A 14,182-nucleotide genomic window follows, 5' to 3' on the forward strand; every position below is an offset into this window, starting at 1 on the left:
TTCGCGAACCTCTGGTTATTGGATCGGTAGCCGGACGGTTGACGGGTCGACGAGCGTGACGCCGGTGGCAGTGCGCACCTGCAGCTTGCTGCCGGCGAGTTCGCCACGATCGCTGGGCCACCACACACCCCAGATGCCGTTCCTCAGCGTGGCGCTCACTCGAAGTCCATTCGCCAGTACTACGTCGACGCCAGTCACCGCGGCACCGCTCAGGCCAAACATCTGGAAGGCTTGAATGCCGCCCTCTGGCGGCTGCTGCAAAACGCCGCCGAGCACCAGCACGGCACTGTCTTGCGGCTTGGTGAACGGTTTGTCGGAGACGGTGGCCGCCATGAGGTTAAGCCCATTGCGCCCGTCGGCCTTCAGGCCGGACAGGGCGATCAAGGGGTCCCTGGAGGTGCCGCTGCCCATCGAGACATCGACGCAGAAGGTGAAGCCGCCGCGTCGATCGACCAGCACCTCCCGTCGGTCCGCCGCCTCGCGGCGCGCCGGGACACCTCCGACGCCCACCCCGCCGACGCCGAGGTCGCTGCATTTCGAAGCCCAGCGCTCAACGTCTTCATCCGAAGCGGTCAGTGGTGGAGCGGCCTGCGGGACGGGCGTCCAAGCGGCATAATTCTGCTGCGGTTGCTCGGGGTCGACCGCGAGCGCGATGAAGCCGACTGCCGCGGTCAGGACAGTGAGGCCACCGGCTATGGCGATACGCCGGTTCCGGATCGGGGCAGCGCCACGCGAGGCCTGAGCAACCAGCATTCGCCGAACGTCGGTGTGGCGCTGTGGGTCCAGGCGGGATCGCAGCTCAGTCATGACATCTCCTGTCGCTGTGTGGGGGTGTCGACTGGGCAGGTCGCGGGATCGACGATGGTTAATGATTCTGTCTCGGCGTCGAGCCGGGACCGGGCCCGCGACAACCGTGATCGGACGGTGCCCACCGGTACGCCGAGCGCCACTGCCGCCTCGGCATATGTGAGGCCCTGCCAGACACAGAGCAGCAACACGTCGCGGTCGGGCGGCCTGAGTCGCTCGAGAGCCGCCCGCAACCGGGTCAGGTGTCGCTCGTCGTCGAGCCGGCCGGCGACCTCCTCGGCGTGGTCGGGCGTGGCCGAAGCGGGTGCCAGCCGTTCCAGCGCCCGTCGATGCCGCACCGCGGTCCGCCAGCGATGCTGAATCGTTCGGCGAGCGATCCCGTACAACCACGGCAGCGCGTTGCCATCGACCAGCTCGACCTCACCCCGCCGACGCCACGCCTCCAGGAACACGATGGAGACCAGATCATCGGCGGCGTCGATCGAGCCGGTCCGGCGGGCACAGAATGCCCGGATGGCCCCGCCGTGCCGGTCAAAGAGCACACCGAAGCACTCGGCCTCCCCCTGGCGCGCTCTCTGCCACAGCTCGCCGTCGTCGGCCCGGATCATGTCCGCCGTCTCGCTCACACTCTCCTATGACCGTTGCGCCCGTCAGGTTCCACTTCCGGTAGCACTACATCTGAACTAGCCCAGTGCAGCATGCTCGCCACAGCCGGCTCAGGTTCATGACACCGACAACAAGGGGTACGCTAGGCCAAGCATGCTTGGCCTAGCGTAGTAGGCTGACGAGCATGGGTCGGTTCTCCGAGGATGAGCTGCAGGCGGTTGTCTCCAGGTACGAGGCGACGCGGGCACAGGCGTTGACCGAGCGGGACGAGCAGCTACGGGCGTTCCACGCCGCCGGCTGGCGGCCGGTGGATCTGCAGCGGGTCACCGGGTACAGCCGGGAGACGATCCGTCAGGCGCTCCGACCGGACGTCCGACGGGCGACAAACCTCAGCCGGCGCAGGACGGCACCCTAGCCGCCGGCGGACTACCGGCCCTACGGTGACCGCAAGCCCTACGTCGTGGCCGAAACCCTCGCCGCGCTGCGCGGCCCAACCGACGGCACGGTGACACTCCCGCGTCACCTCGACTGGTCCGGACACGCCGAGTACGACCTGAACCGGACCGCACGCCTGGCCAGCATGTACAAGGTGGTACTCACCGAAGCCAGTAGCGTCGAGGATCTGCACACCTGGCTCGACGCCGACCTCCTCCGGCGGCTCTGGCCCACCCTCTGGCTGCCACCCCAGCTCCGCCAGCGCTGGGAGGAAGCCTTCCCCGAACTCGCCGCAACCCGTAGCGAGGTGGCGTAGCGGTGGACCCCTTCCACGAACGCCTCGCCCGTACCGGACTCGCGGCGGCCGAACGATACGGCTTCGCTCTGGCCGGCGGCTACGCGGTCCAGGCCGCCGGACTCCTGGAGCGGCCCAGCGAGGACGTCGACCTGTTCACCGCCTGGGACCGCCGCAACGAGTTCACCGCCGCGGTCGCCGCCGTCGTAAACGCCTACCGGAACGACGGCCTGACCGTCGAGACCGAACGGCAGTACGATACGTTCGCGCGGCTGGCCGTCACCGACGGCGTACGGGTTTCCAAGGTCGAACTCGGCGTGGACTGGCGTGCCAACGAACCGATCCTCATGGCGATCGGACCCGTACTCCACCCCGACGACGCGGTCGCGAACCGTCGGGTTAGGAAACCGATGCTCTATCCCCTGAGCTACGAGGGCGCGAGGGCACAGTCTAGCGACCTGGGGGTTCACCTGGGGTGGCAGGGCGTGGCCCGCGACGACCCACGCTCCCCTGACCCGTGTTCGCCCAGCCCAGGACCAAACCCGGAGTCTCCGTGCGACTCCGGGGTGATCTTGGAGGGCAGGGTGAATCGGCCGGCGCGACGGGGTTGCGTCGGCAGGGAGCGGTCCGGTTCAGGCTGCCGCGCGGATCGCTGGTGCCGGTCGGGTGAAGGTTCTGCCGACCCGGACGAGCGCCCAGAGGACGTCGAGGCGTCGCCGGGCGAGAATGGCTTGCCGGTGGTTCTTTCCTTCGGCGCGTGTCTTCCTGGAGACCATTCGCGAGTCGCGGGAACAGGTGCCAAACCTGCATGAGCGGCGACTTTGGCGGGGCTGTCGTACTCGGTCATGCCGGCGGTGTGGACGAGCAGTTCGGCGGTGAGCAGGTTACCCATGCCGGGCATGCTCCCGATGATCGGCGCCGAGGGGTGCTGGTCGAGCTGCTCGGCGATGAGGTCGGCGCTTCCGGTTCAGGTCCACTGCCCGCTCCAGGGGAGGGCTGGTCCCGGTGAGTAGTTCCTGCAAGCGGAATCAGTCCTCCACGACGGGGTGCAGCGGTGACAGAAACGGGTCGAGGCGTTCGGTGATGTCACCCCGCGCCATGACGTGGACCAGGAACGCGTTCGGTCCGGGAGGAACAGGCATTTCCTCGTCTTTTTCGTAGAGGAGGCCATAGGAGCCCGGTAGCCTTCGTGCCACAAATTTGAGCACCTGGCGCATCCCTGCCGCCTCATCCCGACGTCGGTTCGCCACTCCGTGCAGGAGCAGGTGGTACTCCCCGTTGAGTACCGTCACCTCCGCCGAGACGTTCGTCGGGAAGTCCAACCCGGCTATCATCTCGTTCAGCTCATCGATGATGGCGTGGAGTTGGCCGACGTCTGATTCCTCGGTGGTCTGCGAGAGGCGAAACCATCCGTGGAACTCGTACATGCCACCCTCCGAGCGGTCTGGTTTCGATGACGGGCTCGATGCCGTTCCAGGCACCGTATTCGTGCAGCTTCCTTCGCGCTGGCCGGCGGCTACGCGGTCCAGGCCGCCAGAGCGTCGGGTCAGGACACCGACAACCCTGTCCGAGCGGGCCTGACCAGTGACGCCGCCGGGGCCGACCCAGACGGGTCGGCCCCGGCGTACGGCCCGGCAGAAATGAGAGGGTCCCGATCAGCGCGGGAACAATTCCTGGTCGGCAAGCACGACCAGTTCGTCGGAACGCGCCGACATCGACGTCTTCGTTTCGTCGACCCAGACGTCGTAGCCCACCGGCGGACCTGACGGTCCCCACAGAGCACCCACGATGGTGGCCGTCCGCCCCTGGTGGAGGTCACGGAGCAGGCGGGCCCGGGTGCCCGGGGCGTGACCGTCGTCGGCGACGATGAGCAGAGCGTCCAGGATCTGCCGGACACCCAGGATGGGCAGCCCGTCCACGTACAGCTCTCCCGCGCAGCCCTCGCGCGGGGTCACCATGGTGCGGAGAAGCGCGGCATGCCGGATCGCCTCTCGGCGGAACTGCCAGTCGGTGCTGTGCTCGGCGGCGGCCAGCGCCTTCTCGATCGCCGGCCACAGCACGACCGGCTCCCGGTCGAGCAGCCGGCGGGCTTCACGGTCCAACTCCGCACAGGCCATATCGAGCGCGGTCTCCTCCCCCATCTCCGAGATCCAGGCCAGGTCACCCACCTCGGGCAGCAGCCCCGGTGACTCGGCCGCGACGACGATGTACAACATCGCGAGCAGTTCTTGGCGTCCTTCACCGTGGTAGAGCGGGCCCACCCCGGTCCCGTTGGGCCCCCGGGTGGGCGGAAAACGCTCGACGAGGTGTTGGGCCCGGCCGTCGGGGAGCCTCCCGGCCCGCCGGGTATCCGCGATCCGCTCTTCGAAGGACCGCCGTTCGCGGCGTTCGATCAGCAGTTGGCGGTGTGAGTCGAAGCCGGTCGGATAGATCGTGCGTCCATAGCTGGAGAGAGTCTCGCCGGGCTGGAGACCGACCGCCTCAAGCTGCCGGGCAGCCACCGAGTAGGCGACTCCGGTCCGGGCGGCCTGTTCCCGGATCGCCCGCTTGCGGGCGCGCCCCGGCCGTGGCATGAACCGCGGGTTCTGATCAGACATGGCGCCTCCGGTGCAGTCCCACGCCCTTCACCAGACGGTCGGCGTGGCAGGCACGCCGGGATCTCGACCCAACCGCGCGGAGTCGGAGACTCTTGGCCCCAGGACGCAACCAGGCGTGGGCTGTCACGTCGGGCGCAGGCAGGCGCGCTGCCGTCCGCCATGATATCGCGATGACACCACCATCTCTGACGACGCGGGTGGATGCCGGGCGTCTCCTGCCGGGGCGTCGCGTGGTGGCTGGCCACGAGACGGAAGAGCACGATAAGCCGGTCCCGTTCAATCTTCGGCACGTCCGCCGCACCGAGCTTGCCGAGAAGCCGCCACCTCCGGTGACCGGAAAGGGATGGGGTGACGACGGTCCACGCCCGGCAGGTCAGTACTTGCTCTCGGTGGACGGGCCCTGACGGGGTCCGTAGGGCGCCGTCTCCAGCCACCGGCCGAGCGCCGGAACCACCGGCGCCAGGGTGGCGCAGCAGCGCTGCCGGATCCGCATCGCCCGTCCCGGCCGCAGGTGACGCAGCGCGGCCCCGGCCGCGTCCCGGTTGTAGCGGGCCGCCGCGTGTCGTCGCGCGGCGTACCTGGGCACCGCCGTCGGATCGGCGTCCGCCGCCGCGATCGCTTCGGCCGCGGCGACGGCGTCGGCTATCCCGCTGTTCATCCCCCGGGCGCCGAAGGGTGGGAACAGGTGCGCCGCCTCCCCCGCGAGCAGCACCCGATGGTGCTCGTCGGTGAGCCGGTCGGCCACCACCTGGTGGAAGTGGTACCGGGCGACCCACAGGATCCGGTCCCGATATCGCTTCGGCACCACGGCGGGCAGCCAGCGCCGCGCCGCCTCGACGCTGTCGAAGGTCTCCGGGGCGTCGGTGTCGCGGCACTGAAGGTCGATCTGCCAGCCGCCGGCGAAGGGCACCTGGAGCACGGTACGACCGTCGAGGGCCGGATGTTCGTAGCGGAAGATCCGGCGCGGCGGCATTGGCCGATTCGGATCTTCGGCCAGGTCGACGACGACGTGGAAGCCGCGCGGTCGGGGGCCGTGCAGCCGCACGCCGAGCGAGCGGCGGACCGCCGAGCGGGCACCGTCGGCGGCGACGACGTACCCGCTGCTCCACCGCCGACCGTCCCCGGTTTCCAGCGTGACCGCCTGCGGCCCGGTCGAGACCGTGGTCACCCCGGTGCCCCACTCGAACTGGACCCCGGCTCGCTCGCAGGCTGCCAGGAGCAGGCGTTCCGTCTCCACCTGACGCAGACTGGCGAACGGGGGCAGCCCGCCGGAGTGCGGCGGATAGCTACGGGAGTAGACCAACCGCCCCCGGTAGTACGTCTCGCGGGTCGGCCAGACCACGGCCCGCTGGGCGATCTCCTCGGCGAGGTCCGGGTTGAGCCCGGCGAGCAGCCGCAACGTCCGATTGTGTACGAACAGGGCCCGGCTGCCCGGGCGGGCACGGTCCGCCGGCTCCGCTTCCAGCACCGTGGCCGGCAGACCCGCCGCCCGCAGCGCCAGGGCGGCCGTGAGGCCGGTCGGACCGGCGCCTACCACGATCATCGGCCACCCTCCGCGCTGGTGGAGCCGGGCTGCGCGCCGGTGAGTTCGCGGATCCGCTCCCGCAGCCGCCGTTTGTCCACCTTGCCCACCGCGGTACGCGGAAACGACTCGACCAGCTCCAACCGGTCCGGCAGCTTGTACGCCGCCAGCCCTCGGTCCCGCAGGAACGCCACCATCTCGGCCAGCCGTGGCGCCGCACCACGCGGTCCGGGCACCACGAATGCGCAGGTCCGCTCGCCGATCAGCGGGTCCGGCATGGCGACCACGGCGCACTCCCGCACGGCCGGATGAGCCAGCAGATGGTCCTCCACCTCGTCCGCGGCCACCTTGTCGCCACCCCGGTTGATCTGGTCCTTCACCCGGCCCTCCACCACCAGGTGCCCGCTGGGCAGCAGCCGGACCAGGTCGCCGGTGCGGAAGAACCCGTCGGCGGTGAAGGCGGTGGCGTTGTGTTCCTCCGCCTGGTAGTAGCCGCGCGGGGTGTACGGCCCACGGGTGAGCAGCTCCCCCACCTCGCCGTCGGGCACCACGGCACCGCTGGCGTCGACGACCCGGATCTCGTCGTCGGGAGAGAGCGGCCGGCCCTGGGTGGTGGCCACGGTCTCCGGCGGGTCGTCCAGGGCGGTCTGGCAGAGCAGCCCTTCGGCCATGCCGAACGACTGCTGCACCGCGCAACCGAGGGCCGGGCCGAACCGTCGGGCGGCGTCGGCACCGAACTTCGCGCCGCCCACCTGGACCAGCCGCAGGCTGGACAGATCCGACCCCGCGACCCCGGCCATCTCCAGCCAGAGCAGGGCCAGCGGCGGGACCAGCCCGGTCACCGTCACCCGCTCCCGTTCGATCAGGGGGAAGACGTCCTCGACGCTCGGCGACGGAGCGAGCACCACCCGACCGCCGACGTGCAGGGTACCGAGCACGCCCGGGCTGGCCAGCGCGTAGTTGTGCCCTACCGGCAGCACCGCCAGATAGCTGTCGGCGGCGGTCAGGCCGGCGTTCTCGGCGCTGATCCGAAGGTTGTAGCCGTAGTCCTGGTGGGTTCGGGGAATCAGCTTCGGCAGTCCGGTCGTCCCGCCGGAGAGCAGGAACAGCGCCACGTCCGCCGGGTCGGGGGCGGGCAGCGGCTCGGGCTCGGCGTCCACCGTGTCGAGGGCCACGAACTCCGCCGGCTCACCCACGACGAAGACGTGCTCCGGCCCGGTCACCCGACGGGCGAGTTCGCGGTGGTCGAAGCCGAGGTAGCTGTCCGGAATCACCAGCGCGGTCGCGTCACTCATGGCGCAGAGGTGGGCGAGTTCGCTCTCCCGGTGGGCGGGCAGCGCGAAGACCGGCAGCGCGCCGAGCCGGAACAGGGCATGGCACAGCGTCACGAACTCGATCACGTTGGGCAGTTGGACCACGACCCGGTCCCCGGGGGACAGGCCGGCCCGGCGCAGGCCCGCGGCCAACCGGTCGGCCCGCCGGTCCAGCTCCCCGTAGGTCATCCGGCGGGCCGGCTCGACAAGTGCGACCCGGTCGGCGTCGGCCCTGGCCAGGGTCCGCAGCCGGGTGCCGAGCGGCTCCGGCCGCCAGTAGCCCCGCTCGGTGTACCGCCGGGCGAACTCCGGCGGCCAGGGTACGCACCCGGCCAGCATGTTCAGCTCCCTCCGGTCGTGGAGACGTGCCGGTCCAGCCAGTCGACAAGCGGTCCGAGCGCGTCCCAGCCGTCCCGGACGAGGCGTACCGCCGCCTCGCCGTCGATCCCGTCGGATACCCGGTGCACCCGGTCGGCGGCCAGCGACCGGTACCGCAGCAGCTCCACCCGCGGATGATCGGCCGGACAGCCGCGCGGTCTGGTCTTGAGCCGTTCCCCGATCAGGTCCCAGTCGTCGGCGGTGAGGTCGTCGACGATCCGTTGCAGCGCGGCACCGGAGCGGCCGTCGTCAACCGCCTCGCGGTAACGCTCGACCTGTTCGGCGGAGAGGCCGTGGTAGCCGCCGCCCAGTCGCAGCCCTTCGGCGTCGAGCTGCAGGTAGTAACCGACGCTGTCGGCCGAGCCGGCGGTCAACCCCTGGTACGTCTTGTACGGCGACTTGTCCTTCGCGAACCGGACGTCGCGCTGCGGTCGCCACACCTTGACCGCGCCGTACTTGTCGCCGAGCTCGGCGGCGAGCGCCTCCATCGGCTCACGAACGCACGAGTCGTACGTGTCCTTGTGCCGGTGCCAGTGGTCGCGGGTGTTGTGCTTCTCCAGGTCCTGGTAGAAGCGGAACGCCTCGGCCGGGAAGCCGCCGAACGTCTTGACGTCCGCGCTGCCCTGCTGTCGTCTGCTCATCGCTGGTTCACCTCCGTCGGGTCAGGCCCGCGAAATGGGCCACGAGTTCGTCCGCCTGTTTCCGGTTGAGCCGCGGGTCGCAGGCGCTTGTGTACCGGGGCTGCGCGACCCGCGCCGGTGACACCGGCGTGTCGACCGGAGCGGCGACGCACTCGGTCACGTCCTCCGGGGTCACCTCCAGGTGCAGCCCGGCCGGGTGCAGCCGGTGGGCGGCGAGGATCCGGACGAAGGCGGTCACCTCGTCGTGGATCGCCTCCACCGGGCGGGTCTTTCCGCCGGAGCGCAGCCGGTACGTGTTGCCGTGCATCGGATCGCACAGCCACACCACCGGTACCCCGTGCCGACGGACCGCCAGCACCACCTCGGGCAGGATGCGCCGGATCCGCTGTGAGCCGAGCCGGACGATGAACGACACCTTGCCGGGTCGACCCTGCGGGTTCAGTACCCGGCTCAGCCGGACCGCCTCGCCGGCGGTGATGGATGGTCCGATCTTGACACCGACCGGGTTGCTCAGCTCCGCCGCCCAGCGCACGTGCCAGCCGTGCGGTGCCCGGGTCCGGTCGCCGATCCACAGCAGATGCCCGGAGGAGGCGTACCGACCGGCCCTTCCGGGTCGCTCCAGCGCGGTCTCGTAGTCGCGCAGCAGCGCTTCGTGCGAGGTGAAGACCGGGGCGGGCACCTGACCCACGGCACCGGCCGGGTCCGGCCACTCCAGGTCGGGCACGGCCCGTCGCCGGAGCTGGCGCAGCACGACGGCAGCGCAGTCGTACCCGGTCAGCATCCGGTTCGGGTCCGGGGTACGGGCCACCCGGGTCGCCTCCGGCCGGTTGACCAGGTCTCCCCGGTACGCGGGCAGCACCGTACCGTCGGGCAGCCGCTCCCACGCCGACGAACGCGGTTTCGCGTACTGACCGGCGATCCGCCCGATCGGCACCACCGGCAGCCCGGCGCCTCGGTGCAGCCGCGCGGCGAGGCTGGTCAACTGGGTCAGCCGGGCGGCGACCGGCTTCGGGGCGGCCTCGGTGAACCGCTCCGCGCAGTCGCCGGCCTGCAACACCATCGCCTCGCCCCGGGCCGCCCGGTCGAGCCGTGCGGCGAGGATCTCGCACTCCGCTTCGGAAACCAGGCCGGACCGGCTGGCGAGGATCTCCCGTACGCCTGCCACCGCCGCCGGATCCGGCCACTGCGGCTGTTGCAACGCCTCCGGCTCGACGAGGGATCCGGTCACGGCGCGATCCGTTCGCCGGCCCAGCCGTCCCCGGTGCGCCGGTACCGCAACCGTTCCGGCGCACCGGCCGGGCCGCCCTGCCAGAACTCGATCTGCTCCGGTAGCAGTCGTAGCCCGCCCCACTGCGTAGGCCGAGGTATCTCCTGTCCCGCGAAGCGCCGCTCGGTGGCCACGATCCGGTCGGTCAACGGCTCGTCGAGCACCGACCGTTGGTCGGTCGACCAGGCCAGCAGCTGCACCGGTCGGGGCAGCCGGCTGTAGTACTCGTCGCTGGCCAGCGGGTCCAGCCGCTCCACCGGCCCGTTGACCCGGACCTGCCGGGACGTCTCCAACCAGCCGAAGCAGAGTTCGGCGTACGGGTGGACGGCGAGATCGGTCGCCTTGCGGCTGCGGTAGCTGGTGAAGAAGACGAAGCCGGTGTCGACCCGGGCCAGGTCGACGTACCGCGCGGTGGGGCGTCCGTCCGGCCCGACCGTGGCCAGCACCACGGCTGCCGGGTCGGCGGGACATCGGGCAACCCAATCCGCGCGCCAGTCCTGGAACCGTCGCAGCGGGTCGACTCCGATCCACTGGGGATTGCCCGCCTGTTGCCTGGGTACTCGCCGTTCGACTCGCACCGTACCGTCCTCCTGTGTTTATGCTCCCGGTACCGGAAAGGGGGCAGATACTTGGATTCCCGGAATCAAGACCTGGTCCTGCGCCTGCGGGACCGGCATCAGGACATCGTCGAGCCCCAGACCTTCGAACTGCTGGGGCAGGAATGGGATCTCCTTCCCGGGGTCTACGCGCCACACCTGACCCCCTCCGCCGCCCTGTACGCCGAATGGCTCAGCTATCCCATCGGCGGATCGTTCTGTGAGATGGGCTGCGGTACCGGCTATCTCTCCGTCATCGCCGCGCAGCGCGGCTGCGCGGCGGTCACCGCGCTCGACATCAGTGCCGCGGCCGTGGAGAACACCCGGCGCAACGCCGAGCGACACGGCGTCGCCGACCGGGTGACCGCGCGGTGCGGCGACATGTTCCAGCCGCTGACCGAGGACGAACGCTTCGACCTGATCTTCTGGAACTCCAACTTCGTCGGTACCTCCCCCGGCGGATCGCCGGACGACCTGCTGGACCGGGCCTTCTTCGACCCGGGGTACGCGGCCCACACGGCGTTTCTGGGTACCGTCGGGCGGCATCTGGCACCCGGCGGGCGGGTCCTGCTCGGCTTCGCCGACCTGGGTGATCCGGCGATGCTCGGCCGAATCGCCGCCGAACACGGCTGGCGGCCGGTGACCCGCCGGTGTGCCGTCGGCGAGTACCCGGACGGCGAGCTGCGGTACGAGCTGATCGAGCTGCTCCGCTCGTGAGACCGCCGGCGCTGAGCCACCCGTCCACACGGGTGGCTCGGCGCGGTCGGCGGTCATCGCCGGCTGAGCCGCAGCGCCAACGGACCCAGCAGCAGCGTGGCGCCGAGCACCCAGGCCAGGGTCTGCAGCACCGGTACCAGGACCGGCCCTCCCGAGGAGAGACCGACCAACGCGGCGTGCGCGCAGCTCAACGGATTGGCCCGGATCACCGGCTGGGCCCACCCCGGGAACGCCGACAACGGCACCAAACAGGTGGAGACCAGCAGGAGCAGGGTGACGGGCGCGTTCAGGGCACTCGCCGCCGCCTCCGCGCTGCGGGCGGTCAGGGCCACCACCAGCGCCAACCAGAGAAAGATCAGCGCGAACAGCAGCACCACCAGCAGGAAGCCGACCGCCGCCGCGACGCCCTGCTCGAACCGGAACCCGAGGAGGTAGCCCGCCGCGACGGTCACCACGGTGACCAGCACGAACTTGACCACGTCGCCGGCCATCCGGCCGAGCAGTGGGGACATCCGAGCGATCGGCATGGTCCGCAGCCGCCCCTGGAATCCGCCGTGCACGTCGGCGTGGAAACCGACGGCCGTGCCCACGCAGCTGTAGGCGACGCTGAACAGCGCGATCCCCGGGGCCAGCCGCGCGATGTACGGCTCGTCGGTCGCCCCACCGACCACCTCGCCGAACATCACCAGCAGCAACACCAGCAGGATCAGCGGAAAGGTGATGGCGTCACCGAGCAGCCGTGGGCTGCGCAGGAACCGGCGCAGGTTCCGACCGGCCAGGACCGACGCTTCGTACCCGACACTCATCGAGCCCTCCTGAATGCGCGCGCGGCGGCCCACGAGAAGATCACCAGCAGCCCCGCCAGCCAGGCGACCGCCGGCCAGACCTTGCCCCAGGACGGCGTCGTCGAGGCGAGCGACCGCAGGGCCTCGATGACCACCGAGACCGGGGAGTACCTGATCACCGGCTCCAGCCAACCGGGGAAGGCGTCGGCCGGCACGAACGCGGTGGAGAGCATGATCAGGGCCAGGTACGGCAGGTTCAGCGTCGCCGCCACGGCCTCCGGATCGGTCGAGGAGAGGCCCACCGCGGTCGTCGCCGCGGTCAGGGTCAACGCGAACGCCACCGCGAGCAGCACGAAGCCGAGTACGGCCAGGGCTCCACCCTGGAACCGGAACCCCGCGACGTACCCGGTGGCACTGATCACCACCACCGCGAGTACCGCCCAGACCGCGTCCGAGGCGAGCCGGCCGACCACCACCGCCGCCCGGTTGACCGGCATCGACAGGCATCGGGTGAGCATCCCCGAGGCCCGGTCGGCGGCGGAGGCGGCGCCCGACGTGTTCGCCACCGTGAACATCCACTGCGCGACGATCGCCGGCGGCAGGAACTGGGCGTAGTCCAGCCCACGCTCGGCGAAGAGCCGGCCGAAGAGCAGCACGAACCCGAAGACGAAGATCACCGGGAACACGCCGAACACGACAAGCATCTCGGCGTTGGCCCGCTGCCGCAGGTTCCGGCCGGCGAGTGCGGAGCTCTGGGCGGCCAGGTTTCCGATCCCGTGCTCGGTGCCGGTCGCCGCCGTCATACCCCGGACCTCTCCGCGCTCGGCCGCTGCGTCCCGTCCGAGGTGAAGGCGAAGAAGACCTCGTCCATCGTGGGTTTGCGCAGGGCCACGTTCTCGGCCTCGATACCCGCCTCCTCCAGCAGCCGGACCACGTCGGCCAGCGTCCGGGCACGAGGCGCCGGCACGACGAGCGCGCCGCCCCGCTCGGCGACCTCGCCCAGACCGGAACGGAGTGCGGCGGCGGCAGCCTCCTTCTCGGGAACGGGGACCTCGATCTCGCACACCTGGCCGCCGACCCGCTCCTTGAGTTCGTCGGTGGTCCCCTCGGCGATCACCTGCCCGTCGTCGAGCACCACGACCCGATCGGCCAGCCGGTCGATCTCTTCGAGGTACTGAGAGGTCAGCAGGACGGTGCTGCCGCCGTCGCGGAGCTGGCGGATGAGCTGCCACATCTCCTCCCGGCTGCGCGGGTCGAGCCCGGTGGTGGGCTCGTCGAGGAAGAGCACCGGCCGCTCGACCACCAGGCTGGCGGCCAGGTCCAGGCGACGGCGCATCCCTCCCGAGTAGCTCTTGACCGGCTTGTCGGCCGCCTCGGTGAGGCGGAACCGGTCGAGGAGTTCCTCGGCGCGCTGGCGGGCCCGGGTTCGGCCGAGCCGGAGCAGGCGGCCGAACAGGACGAGGTTCTCCCGTCCGGTCAGCACCTCGTCGAGGGCGGCGAACTGGCCGGTCAGGGCGATCGACTCGCGGACCTGCCGGGGCTGTGCCACCACGTCGTGGCCGGCGACGGCCGCCCGGCCGCCGTCCGGCTCGACGAGTGTGGTGAGGCAGTTGATGACCGTGGTCTTGCCGGCTCCGTTCGAGCCGAGCAGGCCGAGCAGGGTTCCGCCGGGCACCGTGAAGGAGATGTCCGCCACGGCGACCTTGTCGCCGAACTCCTTGCGGAGGTGTTCGACCTCGATGCCGGGTTGTGTCACCGCTTCGTCCTCTCCGGGGCCGCCGGCCAGCGCGGGGGCCGGCACCGTCGTTGGTCTCAGCTCTCCTGGTTGGACATCGGCGTCTGCTGGTGGAACAGCAGCTTCCAGCCGTCCGCCTGGCGCTGCCAGAGGCTGGACATGTAGAGCCGGAAGGTGCCTCGGCCGCTCACCTCGGCGATCGCCCGATAGGTGATCACGGCGGTGTCGTCACTGACCGGCACGATCCGCTGCTCGTCGAGGGTGAAGCCGGTGAACGGCGAGGTGTTCCCGTCGATCTCGGCGACCAGGTCGTCACCGGTGGAGATCCCGTCGTGCTCCACCACGAGGGTCTGCGCGGTGACCAGTTGGCGATAGAAGTCGCCGTTGGCCGACGAGATCGCCCGCCACCCCTCCTGCTCCAGGGCGAAGAGTTCCTTCTCCAGATCCTGAGTGATCGTTGTCATGATTTATCCTTTCGATAGTGTTTC

16 protein-coding genes and 2 pseudogenes are annotated in these 14,182 nt (G+C 70.5%); 4 read left to right on the forward strand and 14 right to left on the reverse strand.

The features are described 5' to 3' along the window. Nucleotides 1-15: 15 nt before the first annotated feature. Nucleotides 16-807: a hypothetical protein gene (locus O7605_RS17025; RefSeq protein ID WP_269740093.1), complete on the reverse strand. Its 792-nt coding sequence runs from the start codon at nt 805-807 to the stop codon at nt 16-18. Then, the gene (locus O7605_RS17030) at nt 804-1,433 is read right to left on the reverse strand and encodes an RNA polymerase sigma factor (protein ID WP_269740094.1); all 630 of its coding nucleotides are present in this window, start codon (nt 1,431-1,433) and stop codon (nt 804-806) included. Before O7605_RS17030 ends, O7605_RS17025 begins: the two co-directional genes overlap by 4 nt. Nucleotides 1,434-1,597: 164 nt before the next feature. On the opposite strand from O7605_RS17030, the pseudogene O7605_RS31930 reads away from it, so the two are divergent. Further along, nucleotides 1,598-2,164 (forward strand): annotated as a pseudogene (locus O7605_RS31930) (hypothetical protein). Nucleotides 2,165-2,166: 2 nt separating this feature from the next. Further along, a pseudogene (locus tag O7605_RS31935) lies at nt 2,167-2,538 on the forward strand (nucleotidyl transferase AbiEii/AbiGii toxin family protein); the annotation flags it as partial. Nucleotides 2,539-2,609: 71 nt separating this feature from the next. On the opposite strand, the gene O7605_RS31940 reads toward O7605_RS31935, so the two are convergent. After that, a complete protein-coding gene (locus O7605_RS31940; RefSeq protein ID WP_332317179.1) occupies nt 2,610-3,044 on the reverse strand; it encodes a transposase in 435 nt (144 codons plus the stop codon). Here O7605_RS31940 and O7605_RS31945 point away from each other — a divergent pair. Continuing rightward, entirely contained in the window at nt 2,952-3,152 is a 201-nt protein-coding gene (locus tag O7605_RS31945) for a hypothetical protein (protein ID WP_332317135.1), read from the forward strand. The two genes, O7605_RS31940 and O7605_RS31945, sit on opposite strands and share 93 nt — an antisense overlap. Nucleotides 3,153-3,171: 19 nt before the next feature. Here O7605_RS31945 and O7605_RS17055 read toward each other — a convergent pair whose 3' ends face one another. The 7 genes from O7605_RS17055 to O7605_RS17085 all read right to left on the reverse strand — a co-directional run bounded on the left by O7605_RS17055 (nt 3,172) and on the right by O7605_RS17085 (nt 10,439). Then, complete coding sequence (locus tag O7605_RS17055; protein ID WP_269740098.1) at nt 3,172-3,570, reverse strand: Imm7 family immunity protein; 399 nt, start codon at nt 3,568-3,570, stop codon at nt 3,172-3,174. Nucleotides 3,571-3,798: 228 nt separating this feature from the next. Beyond that, nucleotides 3,799-4,740: a hypothetical protein gene (locus O7605_RS17060; protein ID WP_269740099.1), complete on the reverse strand. Its 942-nt coding sequence runs from the start codon at nt 4,738-4,740 to the stop codon at nt 3,799-3,801. A 373-nt stretch (nt 4,741-5,113) separates the two neighbouring features. Continuing rightward, a complete protein-coding gene (locus tag O7605_RS17065) occupies nt 5,114-6,283 on the reverse strand; it encodes an FAD-dependent oxidoreductase (protein ID WP_269740100.1) in 1,170 nt (389 codons plus the stop codon). Further along, entirely contained in the window at nt 6,280-7,914 is a 1,635-nt protein-coding gene (locus O7605_RS17070) for a (2,3-dihydroxybenzoyl)adenylate synthase (RefSeq protein ID WP_269740101.1), read from the reverse strand. Before O7605_RS17070 ends, O7605_RS17065 begins: the two co-directional genes overlap by 4 nt. A 2-nt stretch (nt 7,915-7,916) precedes the next feature. Next, the gene (locus O7605_RS17075) at nt 7,917-8,594 is read right to left on the reverse strand and encodes a DUF2461 domain-containing protein (protein WP_269740102.1); all 678 of its coding nucleotides are present in this window, start codon (nt 8,592-8,594) and stop codon (nt 7,917-7,919) included. Between the two features lie 7 nt (nt 8,595-8,601). Next, nucleotides 8,602-9,822, reverse strand: a complete 1,221-nt coding sequence (locus O7605_RS17080; protein WP_269740103.1) for a 3-deoxy-7-phosphoheptulonate synthase — start codon at nt 9,820-9,822, stop codon at nt 8,602-8,604. After that, nucleotides 9,819-10,439: a pyridoxine/pyridoxamine 5'-phosphate oxidase gene (locus tag O7605_RS17085; protein ID WP_269740104.1), complete on the reverse strand. Its 621-nt coding sequence runs from the start codon at nt 10,437-10,439 to the stop codon at nt 9,819-9,821. Before O7605_RS17085 ends, O7605_RS17080 begins: the two co-directional genes overlap by 4 nt. A gap of 51 nt (nt 10,440-10,490) precedes the next feature. Here O7605_RS17085 and O7605_RS17090 point away from each other — a divergent pair, with 51 nt between their 5' ends. Then, on the forward strand, nt 10,491-11,174 hold the full coding sequence (locus O7605_RS17090; RefSeq protein ID WP_269740105.1) for a methyltransferase domain-containing protein: 684 nt from the start codon (nt 10,491-10,493) through the stop codon (nt 11,172-11,174). 53 nt (nt 11,175-11,227) lie between these two features. Here O7605_RS17090 and O7605_RS17095 read toward each other — a convergent pair whose 3' ends face one another. The 4 genes from O7605_RS17095 to O7605_RS17110 are packed head-to-tail and all read right to left on the reverse strand — an operon-like array spanning nt 11,228 to nt 14,158. Further along, on the reverse strand, nt 11,228-11,980 hold the full coding sequence (locus O7605_RS17095; RefSeq protein WP_269740106.1) for an ABC transporter permease: 753 nt from the start codon (nt 11,978-11,980) through the stop codon (nt 11,228-11,230). Next, nucleotides 11,977-12,762, reverse strand: coding sequence for an ABC transporter permease (locus O7605_RS17100; RefSeq protein ID WP_269740107.1), 786 nt, complete (start codon nt 12,760-12,762; stop codon nt 11,977-11,979). The genes O7605_RS17095 and O7605_RS17100 overlap by 4 nt, the downstream gene beginning before the upstream one ends. Beyond that, on the reverse strand, nt 12,759-13,715 hold the full coding sequence (locus tag O7605_RS17105; protein ID WP_269740108.1) for an ATP-binding cassette domain-containing protein: 957 nt from the start codon (nt 13,713-13,715) through the stop codon (nt 12,759-12,761). The genes O7605_RS17100 and O7605_RS17105 overlap by 4 nt, the downstream gene beginning before the upstream one ends. A gap of 56 nt (nt 13,716-13,771) precedes the next feature. Then, nucleotides 13,772-14,158 carry a nuclear transport factor 2 family protein gene (locus O7605_RS17110; RefSeq protein ID WP_269740109.1) on the reverse strand — a complete coding sequence of 129 codons (387 nt, stop codon included), beginning with the start codon at nt 14,156-14,158 and terminating at the stop codon, nt 13,772-13,774. Nucleotides 14,159-14,182 lie beyond the last annotated feature (24 nt).

Source organism: Verrucosispora sp. WMMA2121, from assembly GCF_027460185.1.
GTDB lineage: Bacteria > Actinomycetota > Actinomycetes > Mycobacteriales > Micromonosporaceae > Micromonospora > Micromonospora palythoicola.